Source organism: Hongsoonwoonella zoysiae (assembly GCF_013266695.1).
GTDB lineage: Bacteria > Pseudomonadota > Alphaproteobacteria > Rhizobiales > Stappiaceae > Hongsoonwoonella > Hongsoonwoonella zoysiae.
In genome coordinates this window covers 1390906-1406299 of sequence record NZ_JABRXF010000001.1, presented here as the reverse complement: position 1 = coordinate 1406299, position 15394 = coordinate 1390906, and the positions used below count along the sequence as shown (strand labels likewise).

The 15394-nt window shown below is 62.7% G+C and carries 13 protein-coding genes; 8 read left to right on the top strand and 5 right to left on the bottom strand.

Features of this window, described 5'->3' with window-relative positions:
• Positions 1 to 127: 127 nt before the first annotated feature.
• Together HPQ64_RS06540 and HPQ64_RS06535 are read right to left on the bottom strand one after the other, a co-directional pair.
• The gene (locus HPQ64_RS06540; RefSeq protein ID WP_172887507.1) at positions 128 to 1135 is read right to left on the bottom strand and encodes a calcium/sodium antiporter; all 1008 of its coding nucleotides are present in this window, start codon (positions 1133 to 1135) and stop codon (positions 128 to 130) included.
• A gap of 133 nt (positions 1136 to 1268) precedes the next feature.
• Positions 1269 to 1763, bottom strand: coding sequence for an alpha-ketoglutarate-dependent dioxygenase AlkB (locus HPQ64_RS06535; protein WP_246270336.1), 495 nt, complete (start codon positions 1761 to 1763; stop codon positions 1269 to 1271).
• A 382-nt stretch (positions 1764 to 2145) separates the two neighbouring features.
• On the opposite strand from HPQ64_RS06535, the gene rpsU reads away from it, so the two are divergent.
• Positions 2146 to 2370 carry a 30S ribosomal protein S21 gene (gene rpsU, locus HPQ64_RS06530; RefSeq protein WP_160775531.1) on the top strand — a complete coding sequence of 75 codons (225 nt, stop codon included), beginning with the start codon at positions 2146 to 2148 and terminating at the stop codon, positions 2368 to 2370.
• Positions 2371 to 2515: 145 nt separating this feature from the next.
• On the top strand, positions 2516 to 3349 hold the full coding sequence (locus tag HPQ64_RS06525; protein ID WP_172887505.1) for a tetratricopeptide repeat protein: 834 nt from the start codon (positions 2516 to 2518) through the stop codon (positions 3347 to 3349).
• Positions 3350 to 3432: 83 nt separating this feature from the next.
• On the opposite strand, the gene HPQ64_RS06520 is transcribed toward HPQ64_RS06525, so the two are convergent.
• Both HPQ64_RS06520 and gltB read right to left on the bottom strand, forming a co-directional pair.
• Positions 3433 to 4863: a glutamate synthase subunit beta gene (locus HPQ64_RS06520; RefSeq protein ID WP_172887504.1), complete on the bottom strand. Its 1431-nt coding sequence runs from the start codon at positions 4861 to 4863 to the stop codon at positions 3433 to 3435.
• A gap of 14 nt (positions 4864 to 4877) precedes the next feature.
• Complete coding sequence (gltB, locus tag HPQ64_RS06515) at positions 4878 to 9608, bottom strand: glutamate synthase large subunit (protein WP_172887503.1); 4731 nt, start codon at positions 9606 to 9608, stop codon at positions 4878 to 4880.
• Between the two features lie 744 nt (positions 9609 to 10352).
• Between gltB and HPQ64_RS06510 the strand changes: the two genes are divergently transcribed.
• The 5 genes from HPQ64_RS06510 to HPQ64_RS06490 all read left to right on the top strand — a co-directional run bounded on the left by HPQ64_RS06510 (position 10353) and on the right by HPQ64_RS06490 (position 14096).
• On the top strand, positions 10353 to 10655 hold the full coding sequence (locus HPQ64_RS06510) for a BufA1 family periplasmic bufferin-type metallophore (RefSeq protein ID WP_172887502.1): 303 nt from the start codon (positions 10353 to 10355) through the stop codon (positions 10653 to 10655).
• A gap of 92 nt (positions 10656 to 10747) precedes the next feature.
• Positions 10748 to 11620, top strand: coding sequence for an MNIO family bufferin maturase (gene bufB / locus HPQ64_RS06505; RefSeq protein WP_172887501.1), 873 nt, complete (start codon positions 10748 to 10750; stop codon positions 11618 to 11620).
• A complete protein-coding gene (locus HPQ64_RS06500) occupies positions 11604 to 12377 on the top strand; it encodes an HvfC/BufC N-terminal domain-containing protein (RefSeq protein ID WP_172887500.1) in 774 nt (257 codons plus the stop codon). The genes bufB and HPQ64_RS06500 overlap by 17 nt, the downstream gene beginning before the upstream one ends.
• A gap of 56 nt (positions 12378 to 12433) precedes the next feature.
• The gene (locus tag HPQ64_RS06495) at positions 12434 to 13009 is read left to right on the top strand and encodes a DoxX family protein (protein WP_172887499.1); all 576 of its coding nucleotides are present in this window, start codon (positions 12434 to 12436) and stop codon (positions 13007 to 13009) included.
• 55 nt (positions 13010 to 13064) lie between these two features.
• The gene (locus HPQ64_RS06490) at positions 13065 to 14096 is read left to right on the top strand and encodes a threonine aldolase family protein (protein ID WP_172887498.1); all 1032 of its coding nucleotides are present in this window, start codon (positions 13065 to 13067) and stop codon (positions 14094 to 14096) included.
• A gap of 83 nt (positions 14097 to 14179) precedes the next feature.
• Here the strand turns inward: HPQ64_RS06490 and HPQ64_RS06485 are convergent, their stop codons facing one another.
• Positions 14180 to 14632, bottom strand: coding sequence for an Hsp20 family protein (locus HPQ64_RS06485; protein WP_172887497.1), 453 nt, complete (start codon positions 14630 to 14632; stop codon positions 14180 to 14182).
• 296 nt (positions 14633 to 14928) lie between these two features.
• On the opposite strand from HPQ64_RS06485, the gene HPQ64_RS06480 reads away from it, so the two are divergent.
• Positions 14929 to 15363, top strand: coding sequence for a hypothetical protein (locus HPQ64_RS06480; RefSeq protein WP_172887496.1), 435 nt, complete (start codon positions 14929 to 14931; stop codon positions 15361 to 15363).
• Positions 15364 to 15394 lie beyond the last annotated feature (31 nt).

Genomic DNA, 15394 nt, shown 5'->3' with positions numbered 1-15394 from the left:
CAAAGACGGCCCGGAGCGTAACGAATAGACGAAAGACGGTTTTTTAGCTTTCAGCCGGAGCAAGGTCCAGACAAAGCTGTCAATGAAACCGATCACTTCGGCGAATGTTCGAAAGTGCGAACAAACATTAAACCGGCCAGACGGCGAAGAGATAAAGCCCGTAGGCGGCAAGCATGAACGCGCCTTCAATGCGCGCAATGCGGCGCCCGGTATAAGCCACGATCAGCAGGAGCAGCGAGACGCCCAACATCACCGGATTGTCGAAACGCGCGATTTCGGCGGGAATTGTGGTCGGTGCGATCAACGCCGTAACGCCGCCGATGCCGAGGATGTTGTAGATGTTGGAGCCGAGCACGTTACCCAGCGCCACGTCGCCATGCCGGCGCAAAGCCGCGACGACGGATGTGACCAGCTCCGGCAACGACGTTCCAACCGCGACGACGGTCAGGCCGATCACCGTTTCGGAGATACCCGCGCCGCGGGCAATCGCGCTCGCGGCATCCACGAGAAGCTTGCCGCCCGCTACAATGACAGCAAGGCCGACAAGTGCCATCGCGAGCGGCAGAATGACGGCCACCGCGCCGCTTCGATCTCCACCGGCTTCAGCAGCGGTACGGCCTGCTCCGGCGGCGAGGACTTCATCATGCGCCTCAACCTTCTCGAACGCCGCTGTATGACCCAGCGGGGCGTCCGCCTTTTCCTGCGAGTAGGCGTAGTAAAGGTAGCCGGCAAGGCCGAGCAGAAACACCGTGCCGACAAGCCTGTCCAGCGGCAGGAAAAAGCCGACTCCCACAAAAAGCGCGGCGGTAACCAGCACAAGGCCGCCATCGCGCACCAGCGCCTTGCGCTTTACCGCAAGCGGCATGATGAGCGTCGAAACGCCGAGGATCAGCAGGATGTTGGCGATATTGGAGCCGACGATATTGCCGACCGCGATGCCGGGAGAGCCCGATAGCGACGCTTGCACGCTCGTCACCAGCTCGGGCATTGATGTGCCGAAACCGACCAGCGTGAGGCCAATCAGGAGCGGCGACATGCCAAGCCGTTCCGCGGTGCCGGCAGCCCCGCGAACTAGAAGTTCGCCGCCGGCCACGAGCAGCGCAAAACCAAGGAGCAAAAGCAGATAGTCGGTCATTTCCTCACCGCGCTAAAACGATCCGGGGGCATATGGGGATGTGACCTGCCGCCTGTAAGACCCGTGCAAGGGACCCGCAAAGAATATTTTCAGGCGAAAGCGGATCGGGAAGGACCGTAACGCAAGTTACCGGTCACTCAAGCAGGACCGTGCGGAACGTAAGGGAAACACGTCGCCCGCGCGCGACCCGTCCATTTGGGCCGGGGTCGCTCTTCCTGGAGGCAATGGCGTGCCGCCAGCGGTAGCGCGCTTCACCGGAAAGCACCAGCAGGCTGCGTGGTTCGAGATAATGCGAGAGCGCCTCACCCGTCTCGACGTTTGTGAAGTCCATCACGCAGCCGGACCCAAGGCTGAGGGAAGCGACGGTTTCGCCGAAACAGGGTTCGCAGTCGACATGCGGCGCGATGCCCTGTCCCGGCAGATACTCGTTGACGATCACCTGATCGGGCGGTGTCGCGAAATGGCCATCGTTCGCAAGCCTTTCGCAAAGCGGCGTGAGCCAGTCCGGCAAGGGGCCGAGGTAGCTGTCCCGCGTCACCCGCCGCGCCTTGTAGTCATAGCGATAACCGTAATGCTGCACACGGCGCCTCAGGTCGGACCGCCAGGGCGCGGCGTCGATTCGCTCCATCAATGATTTCTGCCCGTCACAATTGATATGATTGGGCAAATAGAAGGACGAAACCGGAAACATTGCAGGCCATTTCTTTATCTATTCGCGGTCTGGCGAAGAAAGCGGATCGTGAGAAGGATATTCGCCCGGAATCAAGCCGAAAATACCGGCTTTGCAGTGGACAAGATACGGGCGGTCTGATACTAACCATTCCCCATCGAGCGACGTGAAAGCGGCGGTCGGCTCGTTGTCGCCGGACACTGGCACCTGACCGAAACGTCAGGCGGTTGAAGGCAGCTTTCAGGCAGATGCCTGACACCCGCTTCTGAAGAATGACAAACCGGTGGTTCATGCGCATTCGGGCGAGGACGCCCAATGCCACGAGGATGGGATAAAACGCGTGCAGGTTCTGGTTCGCGACAACAACGTCGATCAGGCGCTGAAGGCGCTGAAGAAAAAGATGCAGCGTGAGGGCATCTTCCGCGAAATGAAGCTTCGCGGGCACTACGAGAAGCCTTCGGAGAAAAAGGCGCGCGAAAAGGCCGAGGCCATCCGCCGCGCCCGCAAGCTTGCCCGTAAGCGCGCCCAGCGCGAAGGCCTGCTGGCCGGCAAGGCCCGCCGCTGACATCCGGCCCCACCGGACAGGGACTTTTTCCCGCACATGAAATCACGAGCGGACCACCGGCATGCCGGCTGGTCCGTTTGCGTATGGCAGGTCCGTTTCAAAGTTTGTATTTTCCGAAGAGTTTCCGACGCCTGGAGCCGCCCGAATGACTGCCACTCTCCGGACGCCCGCTTGCGGTAAAAAGACCGTTTTCGCCCTTTCCCTGGCGTTACTGCTGTCCGCCTGCCAGACGGCCGATCTCGGAAGCAGTGCGGACATCGACCGTTCGGCCGGGTCTGCGGCAAACATCGCCTCCCTGACGTCGGTGATCGAATCCAGCCCGAACGATGCAGCCGCCTATAACACGCGCGGTGTGGCTTATGGGCGGGCCGGACGCTACCGCGAGGCTATCGAAGACTTCAACAAGGCGCTCGATATCGACCCATATTCCTACCAGGCCTATGCCAACCGGGCGCTGGTGCTGCGCCGGAGCGGCGACCTGCAGGGCGCGATCCAGGACTATACCCGCGCGCTTCGCATCAAGCCCGATTACCAGGTGGCGCTTGTCGGGCGCGGCAACACCTACAGCCAGCTTCAGCAATATCCGGCGGCACTTGCCGATTTCGACGCCGCGATAAGGGCCGATTCCGGCGATGCGCGCGCCTACCACGCGCGCGGGCTGATCTACCAGACCCAAGGCCGTCACGAACAGGCGATCGAGGATTTCGCCACCGCAATCGGCCTCGACCCGAATGCGGCCGAACCCTATACCGCGCGCGGCATCTCCTATCTTGCCGTGAACGACCCGAATGCGGCGCTTTCCGACCTGTCCGACGCCGTCAACCGGGACAAGCGCTCGGCGATCGCCTGGGCGAACCGGGGTGTGGCGCTCGAAGCGCTCGGCCAGATGAGTGACGCGCGGCGCAACTACAACCGGGCGATTTCCATCGATTCCGGTAATGAGATCGCTCGCGAAGGCCTGGCACGCATCGGGGCATAATCGCGCAAGACAGCGGCGAACGAACCAGCAGAAAAAAGCCGGGGCGCATGACCCCGGCTTTTTCGTTTCATCCGATTTCCCGGTCAGCGCGGCAGGTTTGAACTGCCGGTGAGATAAATGTCGATGGAGCGGGCGGCCTGGCGCCCTTCGCGGATCGCCCAGACGACGAGCGACTGGCCCCGGCGCACGTCACCGGCTGCGAAGACCTTGTCGACCGAGGTCTTGTAATCCTCGGTATTGGCGAGAATGTTGGTGCGCTGATCCTGCTTCAGTTCCTCGCCCATCTCCTTCATGTAGGTGTTCAGTTCCGGGCCGGAAAAGCCGATCGCCAGAAGAACCAGATCTGCGCGCAGGATAAACTCCGTCCCCTCGATCGGCACGCGCTTTTCGTCGACACGGGCGCATTTCACGCCGGTCACGTGACCATCCTCGCCGACTATCTCAAGCGTGGCCGCGGAAAACTCGCGCTCGGCCCCTTCGGCCTGGGACGACGAGGTGCGGAACTTCGTCGGCCAATAGGGCCAGACGTTGAGCTTGTCCTCTTTCAGCGGCGGGATCGGCCGGATGTCGAGCTGGGTGACGGAAAGCGCGCCCTGGCGGAAAGAGGTGCCGATGCAATCCGACGCCGTATCGCCGCCGCCGATCACCACGACATGCTTGCCGCCCGCCCAGAGCGGCGCCTCGCGCGAGACATCCTCGCCCCCGACGCGGCGGTTCTGCTGGACGAGGAAGGGCATCGCCCAGTGGCAGCCCTCAAGCTCCCTGCCCGGCACGCCCGGATCGCGCGGGCGCTCGGCGCCCGCGGTGATCAGTACCGCGTCATGGCGGGCCTTCAGCTCGTCGATGGAAATATCGACACCCACATTCGCGTTGTAGTGGAAGGTGACACCTTCCCCTTCCATCTGTTCCACGCGCTTGTCGATATAGTGCTTTTCCATCTTGAAATCGGGGATGCCGTAGCGCATCAGGCCGCCCGCCTTCGGCTCACGTTCATAAACGTGAACGGCGTGGCCCGCGCGGGCAAGCTGCTGGGCCGCCGCCATGCCGGCGGGGCCAGAGCCGATGATCGCCACCGTCTTGCCCGTCTTCTCGCGCGCGGGCTCCGGCCTGATCCAGCCTTCCGCCCAGGCCTTGTCGGCGATCGCCTGTTCCACCGTCTTGATGGCGACCGGCACATCCTCAAGGTTCAGCGTGCAGGCTTCCTCACAAGGAGCGGGGCAGATACGGCCCGTGAACTCCGGGAAGTTGTTGGTGGAATGGAGATTGCGCGCAGCCAGTTCCCAGTCGCCGTTGTAGACGAGGTCGTTCCAGTCCGGGATCTGGTTGTGAACCGGGCAGCCCGTGGGCCCGTGGCAATAGGGAATGCCGCAGTCCATGCAGCGCGCGGCCTGCCGCTCCACGTCCTTGTCGGCCAGCGGCAGCGTGAACTCGCGAAAGTGGCGGATGCGGTCGGACGCCGGCTGATACTTCTGTTCCTGCCGGTCGATCTCGAGAAATCCGGTGACCTTACCCATTAATCCAAATCCCCTTATTCCGCCGCAACCATGCCGAGACGCTTTTCTTCCATTTCGCGAAGCGCCTTGCGGTACTCGACAGGCATCACTTTCACGAATTTCGGCCGGAAGCTTTCCCAGTCCTCCAGGATGTGCTTCGCCCAGGCGGAACCGGTGTAGTGGATGTGATTGGTGATGAGCTGGCGCAAACGCTCGTCGTCATGGCGCGTCATGTCCGCGTTGAGATCGACAAGGCCCTTGTGCTCGATATCGCCGCCGTGGTGATGCAGCTTCTCAAGCAGGTCGTCTTCTTCCGGCACCGGCTCGATATCGACCATCGCCAGGTTGCAGCGATTGCGGAACGTGCCGTCCTCATCGAGCACATAGGCCACGCCGCCGGACATGCCGGCCGCGAAGTTGCGCCCCGTCCAGCCGAGCACGACGGCGACGCCGCCCGTCATATATTCGCAGCCGTGATCGCCCACGCCCTCGACGACGGCGATCGCGCCGGAATTGCGAACCGCGAAACGCTCGCCCGCGATGCCGCGGATGTAGCACTCGCCTTCGGTCGCGCCGTAAAGGATCGTATTGCCGGCGATGATCGAATAATCCGGGTCGGCGGCGGAGTTTTCCGCAGGCCGAATGACGATGCGCCCGCCCGCAAGGCCCTTGCCGACATAGTCGTTGGCATCGCCCTGCAGATCGATCGAAACGCCCCTGGCGAGAAAGGCGCCGAAGCTCTGGCCAGCCGTGCCCTTGAGCCTGATGGCGATGGTATCGTCCTTCAGCCCCTTGCCGCCATAGCGCCTGGCAACTTCGCCGGAGAGCATCGCGCCCACCGAGCGGTCGATATTGGCGATCGTCTCCTCGATCACGACCGGCGTCTTGTCGTCAAGCGCAGGGCGAGCCGCCTCGATCAGCCGGCGGTCGAGAATATCGTCGATCGGGTGGTTCTGGCGCTCCGTCCAGCGCACTTCCTCCGGCTTCGCTTCCGGCCGGTAGAAGATGCGGGCAAAGTCCAACCCCCTCGCCTTCCAGTGCTCAAGGGCTGCTTCCTTGTCGAGGAAGTCGCTGCGGCCGACCAGATCTTCAAGCTTCGCGATGCCGAGCGAGGCCATGATCTCGCGCACTTCCTCCGCGACGAAGAAGAAGTAGTTGACCACATGCTCGGGCAGGCCCTTGAAGCGCTTGCGCAGGACCGGGTCCTGCGTGGCGATGCCGACCGGGCAGGTGTTCAGGTGACATTTGCGCATCATCAGGCACCCGGCGGCGATGAGCGGCGCGGTGGAGAAACCGAATTCATCCGCGCCCAGCATGGCGCCGACGATCACGTCACGCCCGGTGCGCAGACCACCGTCGACCTGTAGCGCGATGCGCGAGCGAAGGCCGTTGAGGACCAGCGTCTGCTGGGTTTCGGCAAGGCCGATCTCCCACGGCGAACCGGCATGCTTGATGGAGGTGAGCGGGGAAGCGCCCGTGCCGCCGTCATAACCGGAGATGGTGATGTGGTCGGCGCGCGCCTTGGCGACGCCGGCCGCGACCGTGCCGACACCAACCTCGGAGACGAGCTTCACCGAAATATCGGCTTCAGGGTTGACGTTCTTCAGGTCGTAGATGAGCTGCGCCAGATCCTCGATCGAATAGATGTCGTGGTGCGGCGGCGGCGAGATGAGGCCCACACCCGGCGTCGAGTGGCGCACCTTGGCGATGACGGCATCCACCTTGTGGCCCGGAAGCTGGCCGCCCTCGCCCGGCTTTGCGCCTTGTGCAACCTTGATCTGGATCATGTCGGAATTGACAAGATAATCCGTCGTTACGCCGAAGCGGCCGGAAGCAACCTGCTTGATCGCCGAACGCTCCGGGTTCCTCGACCCGTCGAGCAGGGGCTTGTAGCGCTCGGCTTCCTCGCCGCCTTCGCCCGTGTTCGACTTGCCGCCGATCCGGTTCATCGCGACCGCGAGTGTGGAATGCGCCTCGCGCGAGATGGAGCCGAACGACATGGCACCGGTGGAAAACCGCTTGACGATTTCGGCAGCGGGCTCGACCTCGTCGATCGATATCGGTTTCGTGCCCAGCTCATCGGCGCCCTTGATACGGAAGTGGCCGCGGATCGAGTAACGGCCCTGCTCCTCGTTCACCTGGCGCGCGAATTCGCGGTAGGTGTCGGGAAGATTGCCGCGCACCGCATGCTGAAGGGCGGCGATGTTGTCCGGCGTCCACAGATGGCTTTCGCCGCGGATGCGGTAATTGTACTCACCGCCGATTTCCAGGGAACGGCGAAGGACGGGAACGTCCTCGAACGCCTCACGGTGACGGCGCACCGTCTCCTCGGCGACGGCGTCGAGGCCGATCCCCTCGATCATCGTGTCCGTGCCGAAGAAATATTTCTCGACGAACGCGGCGGACAGCCCGACGGCGTCAAAGATCTGCGCGCCGCAATAGGACTGATAGGTGGAGATGCCCATCTTGGACATCACCTTCAATATGCCCTTGTCGATCGACTTGATGTAGCGGCGCACCACCTCTTCGTCGTCGACCTCTTCGGGGAATTCCATCTCCTGATGCATGGCAAGCAGCGTCTCGAAGGCGAGATAGGGGTTGATCGCCTCCGCGCCGTAGCCGGCAAGCACGCAGAAATGATGCACCTCGCGCGCTTCGCCCGTTTCCACCACGAGACCGACGGAGGTGCGAAGCCCCTTGCGGATCAGGTGATTGTGGACAGCAGCCGTTGCGAGAAGCGCGGGAATGGCGATGCGCCCGCGGCTGATCAGCCGGTCCGACAGGATGATGATGTTATAGCCGTTGCGGACTGCCTTTTCCGCGTTCTGACACAGAAGCTTGACCGCAGGCTCCATGCCTTCCGCGCCCTTCTCGGCCGAATAGGTGATGTCGAGCGTCTTGGCGGAGAACTGGTTGTCGGCGATATCGCCAATGGCGCGAATCTTCTCCAAATCCTCGTTGGTGAGGATCGGCTGGCGAACTTCCAGGCGCTTGTGCGTGGAAGTGCCTTCCAGGTCGAGCAGGTTCGGACGCGGGCCGATGAAGGAGACGAGGCTCATGACGAGCTCTTCGCGGATCGGGTCGATCGGAGGGTTCGTCACCTGCGCGAAACGCTGCTTGAAATAGGTGTAGAGCAGCTTCGACTTGTCCGACAGCGCGGAAATCGGCGTGTCGGTGCCCATGGAGCCGATGGCTTCCTGGCCGACGGTCGCCATCGGCTGCATCAGGAGCTTGATGTCTTCCTGCGTGTAGCCGAAGGCCTGCTGACGGTCGAGCAAGCTTTCGCCCGCGACCGGTGCGCGCTGGCGCACGGCCGGCATATCCTCCAGCACGATCTGCGAACGGTGCAGCCAGTCCTTGTAGGGATAGGCGGTCGAAAGCTGGCGCTTGATCTCGTCGTCGGAGATGATGCGGCCTTCTTCCAGATCGAGAAGCAGCATGCGGCCCGGCTGCAGGCGCCACTTCCTGACGATCTTTTCTTCCGGAATGTCGAGCACGCCGACTTCCGACGCCATCACCACGATATCGTCGTCCGTCACGACATAGCGCGCCGGGCGAAGGCCGTTCCTGTCAAGTGTGGCGCCGATCTGGCGCCCGTCGGTGAAAGCGACCGCCGCCGGCCCGTCCCAAGGCTCCATGATGGCGGCGTGATATTCATAGAAAGAAGACGTGTTCTCGTCCATGAGCTGGTTGCCGGCCCAGGCTTCGGGGATCAGCATCATCGCCGCATGGGCAAGCGAGTATCCGCCCTGGACGAGGAATTCCAGCGCATTGTCGAAGCATGCGGTATCCGACTGGCCTTCGTAGGAAATCGGCCAGAGCTTCTCGATATCGTCGCCGAAAAGCGGCGAGGACACGGAAGCCTGACGCGCCGCCATCCAGTTGACGTTGCCGCGCAGAGTGTTGATCTCGCCGTTATGGGCGACCATGCGGTAAGGATGCGACAGATCCCACGAGGGGAAGGTGTTCGTGGAAAAGCGCTGGTGGACGAGGGCGAGCGCGGACTTGAAACGCTCGTCCTTCAGGTCCTTGTAGTAAGCGCCGAGCTGATAGGCCAGGAACATGCCCTTGTAGACGATCGTCCGGCTCGACAGCGAGGCGATGTAGAAGCCGTGCTTGACCGCGTCGGATTCGGCGCGAACGGCATTGGAAATGACCTTGCGGATCACGAAGAGGCGGCGCTCGAAGGTATCGTCGCTTTCTGCCGTCTTGCGGGCGATGAAGACCTGGCGCGACACAGGCTCGGTCGCAACGATGTCGGGCGCCTTGGAGAGCGACGAATTGTCGACCGGAACGCTGCGCCAGCCGAGGAACTCCTCTCCCTCCTCGCCGATCACGCGCTCGACGATCTTCTCGCATTTCGCGCGCAGCGCATCGTCCTGCGGCATGAAGATGAAGCCGACGCCATATTCACCGGCTCCGGGCAGCGAGAACCCGGCGGCGGCCGCTTCCTCGACAAAAAGATCATGCGGGACCTGAGCCAGCATGCCCGCGCCGTCGCCGACCAGGGGGTCTGCGCCGACCGCGCCGCGGTGCGTCAGGTTTTCAAGGATCTTGAGGCCGTTGGAAACGATCTCATGCGACTTCACGCCCTTCATCTGGGCAATGAAGCCGACGCCGCAGGCGTCATGCTCGTTGGCGGGATTATACAGCCCGCAGCGCACCGCCTCTGCAGTTCGTTCGCCAACGCCGCGCGTTTTCGCGGGCGCGTCCTTGCGCTGCCCGTCAAACCCACCCGCTTGCGTCGTCGTATCGATCCTGCTCATTGCGCCCTCACTTTCGAGCCCGTACTTCGAGGCTTCGCCGGAACCCTGCCGTCGTCCTTCGTTCGGGTCGTGCCCCTCCCCGGGAACACGGCTCGTTCGACGACCTCGGCACAAGGCCCTGGCTCTGTCGAGTAGGAACGGCCCTGCCTCCCGGACCGTCCGCCGCGCGGCATAATATCTGCCGCGTTCTCCTTCATGCGGGCGAAACGCCGCATCCCGGCTCGCGAACGCACTCACCATGCGTGAGCCGCGCCTGCCTAAGCCACCCGGACCGAATACGCGGCAACGCCGCCAGACGGGCCGAAAGCGGCCATCACGCCGAACTGTCGAGCATTCAACCGCAGCCTTGCGGTTTCCGCTCGCCGAATTCGTTCGCGTTGCGCCGCGAAACTCATATAGGACAGCAATCCTGTCCTATCTTGGAGGCCGAACAATGCCAGATTTCCCGAACGGGGGCAAGCCGGTTCGTGACGCAATATAATATAGTTCTTGCGTCAGGCGAGGACGAATTGTCACATTCGGTCGCAAGTGAGCGTGCGATCGGCAATAAAATAACCACCCTCGTCAGACGCGATGCCGACGGCGTGATGACATGGAGGTCACATCGCTTTGATTTTCGTTTTACAGCCCAAATCCCCACATTGAGAGAACCGTTGACGGAGAGGAAGTGTTCATGCCTTTCGGTGCGGTATTTGTGAATGAAGACACATCCAACGCTCGATTCCGAATGAACGGGAGACCTGAATGAGCAACAAGACTCTCACCGCCGCTATCGTCGCCGGTGCGGTCGCGACCGCCGTCGCTTCCATCGCCGCCCCGGGGACCGCATCGGCCGCCGGCAAGGAAAAATGCTACGGCGTGTCGCTTGCGGGCCAGAACGATTGCGCAGCTGGCCCGGGCACGAGCTGCGCCGGCACTTCGACGGTCGATTACCAGGGCAACGCCTGGACGCTCGTCCCGAAGGGCACCTGCGCTTCCATCGAGCTTCCGGATGGCCGCGTCGGCGCGCTGGAGCCGCTCGACCGCGACCTGCCGCAGGACAGCTGAACCCCGTTCTGGACCAGAATTACGACAAAAGGCGCGGACTTCCGCGCCTTTTGCGCTAGGATGAACGAGATACCGGAGCCAAGGCAGAAAGCATGCGATTTTGCGCAAGAGACATTCCGGCGCGGGCCGGGGTCGGGCTCAAGGCACCGCATTACCGCGATATCCTGGAGGGTGGGCCGGACATCGGCTTCTTCGAGATTCACGCCGAAAACTACATGGGCGCGGGCGGTCCGCCGCATGCCTATCTGACCGCGATTCGCGAGCGTTATCCGCTGTCGCTGCACGGCGTCGGCCTGTCGATCGGTTCGCACGGGCCGCTCGACAAGGAGCACCTCGCCCGCCTGAAGGCCGTCGAACAACGCTACGAACCGGGCCTTTTCTCCGAACATCTGGCATGGTCGACGCACGATACGTCCTACTTCAACGACCTCCTGCCGGTGCCCTACGACCGGGAAACGCTTGCCCGCGTGTGCGATCATATCGACGAGGTACAGGTGACGGTCGGCAGGCGGATGCTGCTCGAAAACCCCTCCACCTACGTCGCTTTCAGGCAGAGCACGATGAGCGAACTGGATTTCCTGCGCGAGGTCGTGCGCCGCACCGGCTGCGGGCTGCTGCTCGACGTCAACAACGTCTATATTTCGGCGGTTAATCACGAAACCTCGCCGGAGGCCTATCTCGACGACTTCCCGGTCGAGCATGTCGGCGAAATCCACCTCGGCGGACACGCGCCCGACATCGACGATGAAGGCCGCCCCCTCCTGATCGACGCCCACGACCGGGCGGTCGACACCGCCGTTTGGGGGCTTTACGACCGCCTCCTGCAACGAACCGGCGCGCTGCCCACGCTGATCGAGTGGGACAATGACGTGCCTGAATGGACGGAACTCGCCGCGGAAGCCGCGGCGGCTGAACGCATGCTGGCAAGCCACGCCGAAGGGCCGTCCCATGCCGCGACTGCCTGATCTGCAGGCGGAATTTTCCGCCGCCCTCACACAGCCCGACGCAGCCGTGCCCGACGGGGTGACGGCGCCGAGCGGGGGCCGCGCGAACAAGCGCTTCGCCGTCTACCGCAACAATGTCACCGTCAGCCTGACAGCTGCGCTGGAAGATAGCTTTCCCGCGATCGCAAAGCTTCTGGGCGACGAATATTTCGCGGCGCTTGCGCGCGAGTTCATCCGCCGGCATCAACCTTCCTCCCCGCTTCTTGCAGAATACGGCGCGGAGTTCGGAGATTTTCTCGACGCATTTCCCCCTCTTGCCGCCTACCCCTACCTTGGCGATGTGGCGCGGCTGGAGCACGCCTGGCTGTCCGCCTATCACGCGGCGGATGCCGCCCCGCTCGACCCCGCGAGGCTTTCCGCCATTCCCGAAACGAGCCTGGGCGAAGTGCGCTTCACGCCGCATCCGGCCTTGAGGATCTTGGCATCCCGCTGGCCGATCTTGACGCTGTTCAAGGCGAACCGCACCGGCGAAGAAGGGCAACCGCCCGATCTTTCGTCCGGCGGCGAGAGTGTGCTGGTCACGCGCCCTTCCCTGAACGTCACGCTTTCGCGACTTTCCCCAGGGGCTTCCGACTTTCTGGAAGCGCTTTGCGGGGGAGATACACTTGGCGGTGCGGCTGCCCTGGCTATAGAAAAGACGGCGGAGTTCGACCTCGGGACGGCCCTCCAGACCGCGCTGGCCGCCGGTGCCTTCTCGGACATCCGCACGCCCGGCTGAACGACAAGCCGCACAACCGGTCCCATCCTTGAACAACGACGGAGAACGTCACTGCCATGACCACGTTAATATCGCTGCTCGTCCGCCTGTATGCCGCGGTTTTCGGCGCGCTCCAGCGATTGACGGACCGGTGGCTCATCGGGCTTGCCGCGCGCTTCGTTTTCGCCGGCGTCCTTTTCGTCTATTTCTGGAACTCGGCGATGACGAAGATGGGCCCCGGCCTTTTCGGCTTCCTGAAGCCAACCGATGGCGCCTATGTGCAGATCCTGCCCCAGATGATGGAGGCCGCCGGCTACGATTCCAGCGCCATCGCATTCTTCCCCTACGGGCTGATCGTGCTCCTGGGCACCTGGGCGGAAATCTTGCTGCCGGTGATGATCGTGCTCGGCCTTTTCACGAGGGCGGCAAGCCTGGGCTTCATCGCCTTCATCGTGGTCATGTCCTATGTCGATATCACGGGGCACAATCTGGACGCCGCAACAATCGGCGCGTTGTTCGACGGCAAGCCGGACGGGCTCATCGCCGATCAGCGACTGATGTGGGGGTTCCTGCTTCTGGTGCTGACGGTGCGCGGTGCAGGCGCGATATCGATGGATTTTCTGCTCGCCCGTTGGTGGCGGAACCGTTATTGACGGGCGAAACGCCAACCCAATACCGAAACGCCAGCTTCACTAACCGGTGAATCCCATGATTTTCGCAAGCGACAACTGGGCAGGTGCGTCCGACGCGGTGATGGCCGCGCTGACGCGGCACAATTCCGGAATGGCCCCGGCCTATGGCGGCGATCCACTGACCGAATCGATCTCGAACCGGTTTTCCGAGATTTTCGAACGCGAGGTGGCCGTCTTTTTCTTGACCACCGGAACGGCGGCCAATGCGCTCGCGCTTTCGGCATACGCGAAGCCGGGCGGCACGATCTTTTGTCACGACGAAGCGCATGTGCTCGTCGACGAATGCAATGCCCCGGAATTCTTTACAGGCGGCATGAAGCTCGTCGCGGTGCATGGACCTCACGGCAAGTTCTCGCCGGCAAGCCTGAAGGCGGCACTCGACAATCTACCGGAAGGGGTGGTCCACCACGGCCAGCCCGCCGCGGTGACGATCGCCCAGGCAACGGAAGCGGGGACGGTCTACAGCCTTGAGGAAATCCACGCGATCAAGGAGGTTGCGCAAACACGCGGCCTGCCGCTCCACATGGATGGCGCGCGCTTTGCGAACGCTCTTGTCCATCTTGACGTGGCGCCTGCCGAGATGACGTGGCGGGCGGGTGTCGATGTCCTGTCGTTCGGCGCGACCAAGAACGGATGCTGGTGCGCCGAGGCTGTCGTCTTCTTCAATCCGGAAGATGCGAAGGATTTTGCCTACCTGCGCAAGCGCGGCGGACAGCTTCTTTCCAAAAGCCGCTTCGCCGCCGCCCAGTTCGAGGGGTATTTCGAAGGCGGCAACTGGCTCGATCTCGCCCGCCACGCCAACGCCATGGCGGCACGGCTTGCCGACGGCATCCACGCAAGCCGAAACGGGCGCATTGCCTGGGCTCCACAGGCGAACGAGGTTTTCCCGATATTCAGCCACGAAAAATTCGCCCAACTGAAATCCGCCGGCGTGGTGATGCACGAATGGCCGTCGAAGACCCTTTCAGCCAATGAGACGCTTGCCCGCATGGTGACGAGCTTCCGCACTAGCGAAGACGAGGTCGAGGCGTTTCTGGCGCTTCTTTGAAATAAAAAGGCGACCTCCAGCCGGAGGCCGCCCGATGCACAAATGCGTGCCGGAAGGCCCGGCACGCTTCCTCTATACGGTTTTTAGTTCACTTCGCCTTCAATCTGGCGAGTATCCGCCTTGGCCGCGGCGATCTCTATCTTGCGCGGCTTCATGGCGTCGGGAATCTCACGCTCCAGATCGATGTGCAGCAGGCCATTCTCGAGGCTTGCACCCTTCACTTCCACGAAGTCGGCGAGCTGGAAGCGACGCTCGAAAGCGCGCGATGCGATGCCACGGTAAAGGATTTCGCGATCCTCACCCTCAGGCGCGCGCTCGCCCTTGATCAGAAGCGTGCCTTCCCTAGCTTCGAGGGAGAGATCCTTCTCCGAGAAGCCGGCAACGGCCATGGTGATCCGATAGGCGTTCTCGCCCGTCCGCTCGATGTTATAGGGCGGATAGCTCGGCACATCGCCGTTCACGCTGTCGAGCATGGAAAAAAGACGGTCGAAGCCGACGGTCGAACGATAAAGCGGGCTGAAATCAAAGTGACGCATGTCATGTCCTCCTTTGAGCGACATTCGGTTGATGATCGGTTTTTCCAAGTCATCTTCCTTCCCCTGTAACGGGCGAAGGAAAGTCGGTCGTCGCAGACCCTTCCAGGCGCCTGCGTCCTATTAGGTGGTAAGCCAAAATTTGCATTTCAAGACCCCTGACAAGGGCCTTGCAGCGCGTATGAACGGCAGATGAACAGCGCCTTCCGGTTGGGTTCAAGCCGCCCGATGCAATCTCCCTTTCATCGGCCGGACGACACGCCGGCAGCATTTCGAATGCGATCACCGGGAGAACGATCATGAAGAAGATCACCATCATCGCCGCGGGGTTGGCCATGCTCATTTCCGCAGGCAGCACACAGGCGTTCGAGGCGCGTTTCACGCCCGCGCCCGCAACCGCCGAAGCAAGCTTCACCGCACAGGCGCAACAGGTTCACTGGCGCGGCGACCGGCACCGCCACGGGTATCGCGACCGCATCGGGCCGCGCCGCGTGGAGCGCATACTTCACCGCCGTGGCTTCCGGGACGTGCGCCACATCCGCCCGCGCGGCGATGTCTATATCGTGCGCGCAGTCGGCCGGCGCGGCAACCTGGTGCGCCTTGTCGTCAGCGCCCATGACGGCGACATCCTCGACCGGCAGATCATCCGCCGCCATCGCGGCGGCTGGGGCCGGCACGGTCACGATGGCTGGTATGGCCACGGCGGCTGGCAGGGTCACGGCGGCTGGCGCTGAACCCGAAAGCGGGAAATCGGCGCTGTCATCC

Coding starts and splice junctions, on each gene's coding strand:
- HPQ64_RS06495 (WP_172887499.1), top strand. CDS start 12,434: ATGACCACGTTAATATCGCTGCTCGTCCGCCTGTATGCCGCGGTTTTC.
- HPQ64_RS06490 (WP_172887498.1), top strand. CDS start 13,065: ATGATTTTCGCAAGCGACAACTGGGCAGGTGCGTCCGACGCGGTGATG.
- HPQ64_RS06540 (WP_172887507.1), bottom strand. CDS start 1,135: ATGACCGACTATCTGCTTTTGCTCCTTGGTTTTGCGCTGCTCGTGGCC.
- HPQ64_RS06525 (WP_172887505.1), top strand. CDS start 2,516: ATGACTGCCACTCTCCGGACGCCCGCTTGCGGTAAAAAGACCGTTTTC.
- HPQ64_RS06480 (WP_172887496.1), top strand. CDS start 14,929: ATGAAGAAGATCACCATCATCGCCGCGGGGTTGGCCATGCTCATTTCC.
- bufB (WP_172887501.1), top strand. CDS start 10,748: ATGCGATTTTGCGCAAGAGACATTCCGGCGCGGGCCGGGGTCGGGCTC.
- HPQ64_RS06485 (WP_172887497.1), bottom strand. CDS start 14,632: ATGCGTCACTTTGATTTCAGCCCGCTTTATCGTTCGACCGTCGGCTTC.
- HPQ64_RS06500 (WP_172887500.1), top strand. CDS start 11,604: ATGCCGCGACTGCCTGATCTGCAGGCGGAATTTTCCGCCGCCCTCACA.
- HPQ64_RS06510 (WP_172887502.1), top strand. CDS start 10,353: ATGAGCAACAAGACTCTCACCGCCGCTATCGTCGCCGGTGCGGTCGCG.
- HPQ64_RS06520 (WP_172887504.1), bottom strand. CDS start 4,863: ATGGGTAAGGTCACCGGATTTCTCGAGATCGACCGGCAGGAACAGAAG.
- HPQ64_RS06535 (WP_246270336.1), bottom strand. CDS start 1,763: ATGGAGCGAATCGACGCCGCGCCCTGGCGGTCCGACCTGAGGCGCCGT.
- gltB (WP_172887503.1), bottom strand. CDS start 9,608: ATGAGCAGGATCGATACGACGACGCAAGCGGGTGGGTTTGACGGGCAG.